Here is a 5736-nt window from a genome sequence, read left to right as displayed (position 1 = left end):
CCCAGCCGCTCCGCCAGCAGCGCCGGCAGCACACCCATCGTGCCGTCCGTCGACGCCATGCCACCGATCACCAGGTCGAACCCGGTCTTCTCCAGCGCCTTCGCCAGGACCGCCGACGTCCCGATCACGTCCGAGCCGTGGATGTCGTCGTCGTTCACGTGCACGGCCTTGTCCGCGCCCATCGACAGCGCCTTGCGCAGCGCGTCCTTGGCGTCGTCCGGGCCCACCGTCAGCACCGTCACCTCGGCGCCCTCGTTCGCCTCCGCGATCCGCAGCGCCTGCTCCACGCCGTACTCGTCCAGCTCCGACAGGAGGCCGTCCACGCCCTCCCGGTCGGTGGTGTGGTCGTCCGCGAAACGACGGTCACCCGTCGCGTCCGGCACGTACTTCACACAGACGACGATCCTCAAGCTCATCAGCGGTCTCTCCTGTCACGGGTGCACGGATGCACTGGATCCACGGCCTCAGGTCATGCCGAGGGTACTGAGTGCCAAGTCCGGCCCGGCCGCGACCCGCGCGCCGCAAGCGCCGCCTGGACCGGCATGCCGTGTCGGCTCTCTTCGACTGGCGTTCAGAGGCTCCACCGAGAGCTTACGGCACTCAGTACCCCTGGTAAAGGCACTCAGTACCCTTCCCGGTGTCCGGGGGCGCGCGGGCCGTCCGCCGGTGCGGGCGGCGGTCCGCCGAGGGCGACGGCCGCCTCCCCCGTGTGGACGCGGAAGGTCAGCGACTCCTGGAGGTACAGCTCGACGGAGTCGGCGTCGTGGGAGAGGTAGCCGACCGAGACGTCCTGGCCGAGGTGGAGCTCGAAGTCGCCGCCCCGGGTGGAGAGCAGGAAGGCGCCCTCGATCGCGGGGGCCCAGATGATGTCGCCGTCCAGCAGCCGGGCGAGGTGGTTGTGCACGGGGTAGCCGTGGTCGCTGGTCTCGTTGACGGCCGTGAAGGCGGCGGCGCCGAGCAGGAGCGAGTACGGCCCGCCGACGCCGGCCAGGCGCAGTGCGGTGAGGGCGCGGCTGACCGCCTCGGGGTACTCGCGGATGTCGTCCGGCAGGGGGACCGGAGGGTTGCTGGAGGCGGCCCGGATGCCGTCGACGGCGGCCGCGCGGTAGCCCTCGAAGACGGCGCGGTCCTCGGCCAGGGCCAGGGTGCGGGCCGCGTCCTTGACGGGCTGCCAGTCGGAGTCCCGCGAGCCGCGTTCGACGTCGTCCACGGCCGCGCGGGTGACGGTGAAGGGCACCCGCAGCTCCACCACCGGCAGGCTGGTGCGGGCGCGGGCCCGGACGCCGTCGAGGGGCGGTTCGAGGCCGGTCAGGTGCCCGGTGCCGACGGCGGCGAGGGTGGCGCCCCCGGGGCCGTCCAGGTCGACCACCCGGCGGCCGGCGATGTGCAGTTTGAAGGTCTGACGGGCCTCCTCCTCGATCTCCTCCCACGCGGCGGCGGAGATCGGGGCGAGGTCCCGGTGGAGGTTGTTCATGCGCGGGGTCCTGTTCAGGGGGTCGGCCTGAGGCTGCCGATGCCGAGCGAGCCGTCCGCGGGCGCGGCGACGGTGGTGCCCCCGGCTCCCGCGGCCGGTCCGGCAGCGGGGGCGTCGGCGGGTCCGGCGGCGGGCACCGCCACGGCGGCGGGCGCGGAGGCGGGCGCGGGCGGTGGGGAGTCCAGGAAGTCGGCGGTCGGGACGAAGAACAGCGAGCCGGTGACGGCGGTGGAGAAGTCCAGCAGCCGGTCGGTGGTGCCCGGCGGGTCACCGATGAACATGTTGCGCAGCATCTCCTCCGTCACCGCCGGGTCCCGCGCGTAGCCGATGAAGTAGGTACCGAACTCGCCCCCGCCCTGGAAGGACCCGAAGGCCATGTTGAAGCGGACGATCTTCCGCTCCTCGCCGTCCGGGCCGGTGATCACGGTGAGCCCGACGTGCGAGTCGGCGGGCTTGACGTCGTCGGCCAGCTCGATGTCGGTGAGCTTGGTGCGGCCGACCGCCCGCTCCTGCTCCTCGACGCTGAGCGCGTTCCACTTGTCGAGGTCGTGCAGGTACTTCTGGACGACGACGTAGCTGCCGCCGGCGAACTCCGGGTCCTCCGCCCCGACCACCGCGGCGGCCTCGGCGGCCCGGCCCTCGGGGTTCTCGGTGCCGTCCACGAAGCCGAGCAGGTCCCGGTCGTCGAAGTACCGGAAGCCCTGCACCGAGTCGACCACGGTGGCCGCCCCGGCGAGGCGGCCGGTCAGCTGGCTCGCCAGCTCGAAGCAGAGGTCCATCCGCTCGGCCCGCAGGTGCAGCAGCAGGTCGCCCGGGGTCGCCGGGGCCCGGTGGCGGGGGCCGGCCAGTTCCCGGAAGGGGTGGAGGGCGGCCGGCCGGGGGCCGTCGAAGAGCCGGTCCCACAGGTCGGACCCGATGCCCGTGACGCAGGTGAGGCCGGCGTCGGGGGCCCGGAAGCCGACCGACCGGCGCAGTCCGGCGAGGTCGGGCAGCAGCTCGCGGACGGTGTCCTCGCCGCCCGCCCCGACGGTGAGGACGAGGAAGACGGCCGCGCCGGTCAGCGGGGAGAGCACGGCTTGCGGTTCGGGCTGCATGGCTGCGCTCCTTGTCACGCGCCGGGCTCACGACGGGGCCCCGCGCGGGTGGCTGCGGAGCACGACGGATCGGGACGAATCCGATCACGCCGACGATTACATCGCAGAGCGGACGATTCGGCACGGCCGACGCGCGGCCGGGCGACCCGGCCGACCTGATCTCCGCCAGGGCCGTCCGGGTGGTGCGCGGCCGCCTTCCGGGGGAGGTGCCGGGCGCGGCGCCGTCCCGCCCCGACGGCCGTCACAGGGCACCCGCCACCGCGGCGACGGTCACCACCGGGGCCGCCCGGAAGGCCTCCGGCGCACTCGCGCCCGAGCGGGCGGCGCACGACGGCCGGCCGGGCGGGGTCCGAGCACGCGGGCGGGCGGTGTCCGAGCACGCGGCGGGGGCGGGTGCGCCCCGTCGCGCACCCGCCCCGGTTCGTCGGGCCTCAGGCCCGCAGCGCCGCCAGTTGCTCGGCGAACGGCACCACCGGCGCGGGCGACGGCGGCTCCGCCGCCGGGCCGCGGCCGGCCAGCAGGGCGGCCAACTCGCCCGCCGCGCGGTCGATCCGGCCCGGCAGGCCGTCGGTGAGCGCATCGCCCGCCGCGCCCCAGTCGTCGGTCGCCGCGTACACGGCCGTCGGCAGCACCACGGCACGCAGGTAGCTGAACAGCGGCCGGACGGCGTGCTCGAGGACGAGCGAGTGCCGGGGCGTGCCGCCGGTGGCGGCGATCAGCACCGGCTTGCCGGTCAGCGCGTCCTGGTCGACCACGTCGAAGAAGGACTTGAACAGCCCGCTGTAGGAGGCGGTGAAGACCGGCGTCACCGCGATCAGCGCGTCCGCGTCCGTCATCGCCCCGATCGCCGCACGCAGGGCGGGCGCCGGGAAGCCGGTGACGAGGTTGTTGGCGATGTCCACGGCGAGGTCCCGCAGTTCGATCACCGTCACCTCCACCTCCCGGCCCTGCGCGGCCAGCCGGCGCACCGTCGCCTCGGTGAGGCGGTCCGCCAGCAGGCGGGTCGAGGACGGCTTGCTCAGCCCGGCACTGACCACCGCCAGCTTGAACGCGGTCACTCGGCCACCTCCACGGCACTCTCGTCACGGGCCGCGACCAGCGCGGCGTGGGTCGGCCCGTCCGGCACCCCGGCCGGGCGGCCCTTGGCGAACTCCTGGCGCAGCACCGGCACGACCTCCTCGCCGAGCAGGTCCAGCTGCTCCAGCACGGTCTTCAACGGCAGGCCGGCGTGGTCCATCAGGAACAGCTGGCGCTGGTAGTCGCCGAAGGTCTCGCGGAAGGTCAGCGTCTTCTCGATGACCTCCTGGGGGCTGCCCACGGTCAGCGGGGTCTGCTCGGTGAACTCCTCCAGCGAGGGCCCGTGCCCGTACACCGGCGCGTTGTCGAAGTACGGACGGAACTCGCGGACCGCGTCCTGGGAGTTCCTCCGCATGAACACCTGGCCGCCGAGGCCGACGATCGCCTGCTCGGGCGTGCCGTGGCCGTAGTGGGCGTAGCGCTCGCGGTAGAGGCCGACCAGCCTCCGGAAGTGCTCCTTGGGCCAGAAGATGTTGTTCGCGAAGAAGCCGTCCCCGTAGTAGGCGGCCTGCTCGGCGATCTCCGGGCTGCGGATGGAGCCGTGCCAGACGAACGGCGGGACGCCGTCCAGCGGGCGCGGGGTGGAGGTGAAGCCCTGCAGCGGGGTGCGGAAGCGGCCCTGCCAGTCCACCACTTCCTCGCGCCAGAGCTGGTGCAGCAGCGCGTAGTTCTCGACGGCGAGCGGTATCCCCTGGCGGATGTCCTTGCCGAACCAGGGGTAGACCGGGCCGGTGTTGCCGCGGCCCATCATGACGTCCACCCGGCCGCCGGCCAGGTGCTGGAGCATGGCGAAGTCCTCGGCGATCTTCACCGGGTCGTTGGTGGTGATCAGCGTGGTCGAGGTGGAGAGGATGATGCGCTCGGTCTGCGCGGCGATGTAGCCGAGCATGGTCGTCGGCGAGGACGGGACGAACGGCGGGTTGTGGTGCTCGCCGGTCGCGAAGACGTCGAGGCCGACCTCCTCGGCCTTGCGCGCGATGGCCACCATCGCCTTGATCCGCTCGTGCTCGCTCGGGGTGCGGCCGGTGGTCGGGTCGGGGGTGACGTCGCCGACGGTGAAGATTCCGAACTGCATGGTGCTCACCACACTCCAGGAGGGGCCAGGTCGTTCAAGTTTCAACCACCTTAGCAGTCCGCCGCGCCGAGCTATTCCCGGGGGCCGCCGCTCCCTCCGACAACGGCGGCCAGGGCGGCGACAATGGGGGGAGGGCTCCGGAGGGCTCCGGAAGGGCGGCGGGCCGATGGCGCCGTACATCGCGGTGACCGCACTGAGCCACGAAGGCCTGGTGCGGGAGCACAACGAGGACAGCCTGGCGGTCGGGCCGTGGACGCTCTGCGCCACCGTGACCACCAACCCGCAGACCCTGCTCTTCCCGCTCGGCCTGCCCTGCGTGGTGGCGGTGGCCGACGGCCTGGGCGGCCACCCGGGCGGCGAGGTGGCCAGCGCACTCGTCGCCCGCCGGCTCGCCGCCGCCGGGATCGGGCTGGACGGCGAGGAGGCCGTCCGGGAGGAACTGCAGGAGTGCAACCGGGCGGTGTACGCGGCCGCGGCCGAGGAGCCCGAGCTCGCCGCGATGGGCACCACGGTGGCCGGACTGGTGCTGCTGCCCGAGCGGGCGGTGGTGTTCAACGTGGGCGACAGCCGGGTGTACCGGGTCACCGACGCCGGGCTGCGCCGGGTCAGCGTGGACGACAGCCCGCCGCTGCCGCCCGGCCGGCGGACCACCTCGATGGTCACCCAGACCCTGGGCGGCTCGCTGGGCCTCACCTTCGTCGAGCCGCACGTGCGGACCGCTCCGCTGGCCGCCGGCGACCGCTTCCTGGTGTGCAGCGACGGGCTGACCGACCCGGTGCCCGAGGAGGAGCTGGCGGCACTGCTCGCCCGGACGGACGAGGAGTCCGAACGGGCCGACGGCCGGGCCGCGTTCGAGCTGTGGAAGGCCGCGATCGAGGCCGGCGGCCCGGACAACATCAGCCTGGCGCTGGTGCGGATCGGCGGGTGACGCGCGCGGAGCCGCCCCGGGGCGGTTCGTGCCCCGGGGCGGCGCGGCGGTCGGGGAGAAACGGCTAGTTCGGATGTGGGTCGTGGTG

At 73.9% G+C, this 5736-nt stretch carries 6 protein-coding genes; 1 reads left to right on the top strand and 5 read right to left on the bottom strand.

All coding sequences use genetic code 11. The features are described from left to right. From ABT247_RS31250 to ABT247_RS31230, 5 genes are all read right to left on the bottom strand, one after another. Nucleotides 1-416 (bottom strand): electron transfer flavoprotein subunit beta/FixA family protein (locus tag ABT247_RS31250; RefSeq protein WP_502892538.1); only part of this gene is annotated, 416 nt, incomplete at its 3' end. Nucleotides 417-622: 206 nt separating this feature from the next. Continuing rightward, nucleotides 623-1474 carry a family 1 encapsulin nanocompartment shell protein gene (locus tag ABT247_RS31245; protein ID WP_350749395.1) on the bottom strand — a complete coding sequence of 284 codons (852 nt, stop codon included), beginning with the start codon at nt 1472-1474 and terminating at the stop codon, nt 623-625. A 14-nt stretch (nt 1475-1488) separates the two neighbouring features. Then, a complete protein-coding gene (locus ABT247_RS31240; RefSeq protein WP_350749392.1) occupies nt 1489-2568 on the bottom strand; it encodes a Dyp-type peroxidase in 1080 nt (359 codons plus the stop codon). A 431-nt stretch (nt 2569-2999) separates the two neighbouring features. After that, entirely contained in the window at nt 3000-3626 is a 627-nt protein-coding gene (locus ABT247_RS31235) for an FMN reductase (protein ID WP_350749389.1), read from the bottom strand. Beyond that, nucleotides 3623-4720 carry an LLM class flavin-dependent oxidoreductase gene (locus tag ABT247_RS31230; RefSeq protein WP_350749387.1) on the bottom strand — a complete coding sequence of 366 codons (1098 nt, stop codon included), beginning with the start codon at nt 4718-4720 and terminating at the stop codon, nt 3623-3625. Before ABT247_RS31230 ends, ABT247_RS31235 begins: the two co-directional genes overlap by 4 nt. Nucleotides 4721-4886: 166 nt before the next feature. On the opposite strand from ABT247_RS31230, the gene ABT247_RS31225 reads away from it, so the two are divergent. Beyond that, on the top strand, nt 4887-5648 hold the full coding sequence (locus ABT247_RS31225) for a PP2C family protein-serine/threonine phosphatase (protein ID WP_350749384.1): 762 nt from the start codon (nt 4887-4889) through the stop codon (nt 5646-5648). Nucleotides 5649-5736: the final 88 nt, after the last annotated feature.

Origin of the sequence: Kitasatospora sp. NPDC001539, from assembly GCF_040298565.1 — a bacterium.
In the GTDB taxonomy this organism is placed as follows: Bacteria; Actinomycetota; Actinomycetes; order Streptomycetales; family Streptomycetaceae; genus Kitasatospora.
The sequence above is the reverse complement of the archived record's forward strand: the minus strand, read 5'-3'. Positions and strand labels throughout refer to the sequence as shown.

Coding starts and splice junctions, on each gene's coding strand:
- ABT247_RS31245 (WP_350749395.1), bottom strand. CDS start 1,474: ATGAACAACCTCCACCGGGACCTCGCCCCGATCTCCGCCGCCGCGTGG.
- ABT247_RS31240 (WP_350749392.1), bottom strand. CDS start 2,568: ATGCAGCCCGAACCGCAAGCCGTGCTCTCCCCGCTGACCGGCGCGGCC.
- ABT247_RS31230 (WP_350749387.1), bottom strand. CDS start 4,720: ATGCAGTTCGGAATCTTCACCGTCGGCGACGTCACCCCCGACCCGACC.
- ABT247_RS31225 (WP_350749384.1), top strand. CDS start 4,887: ATGGCGCCGTACATCGCGGTGACCGCACTGAGCCACGAAGGCCTGGTG.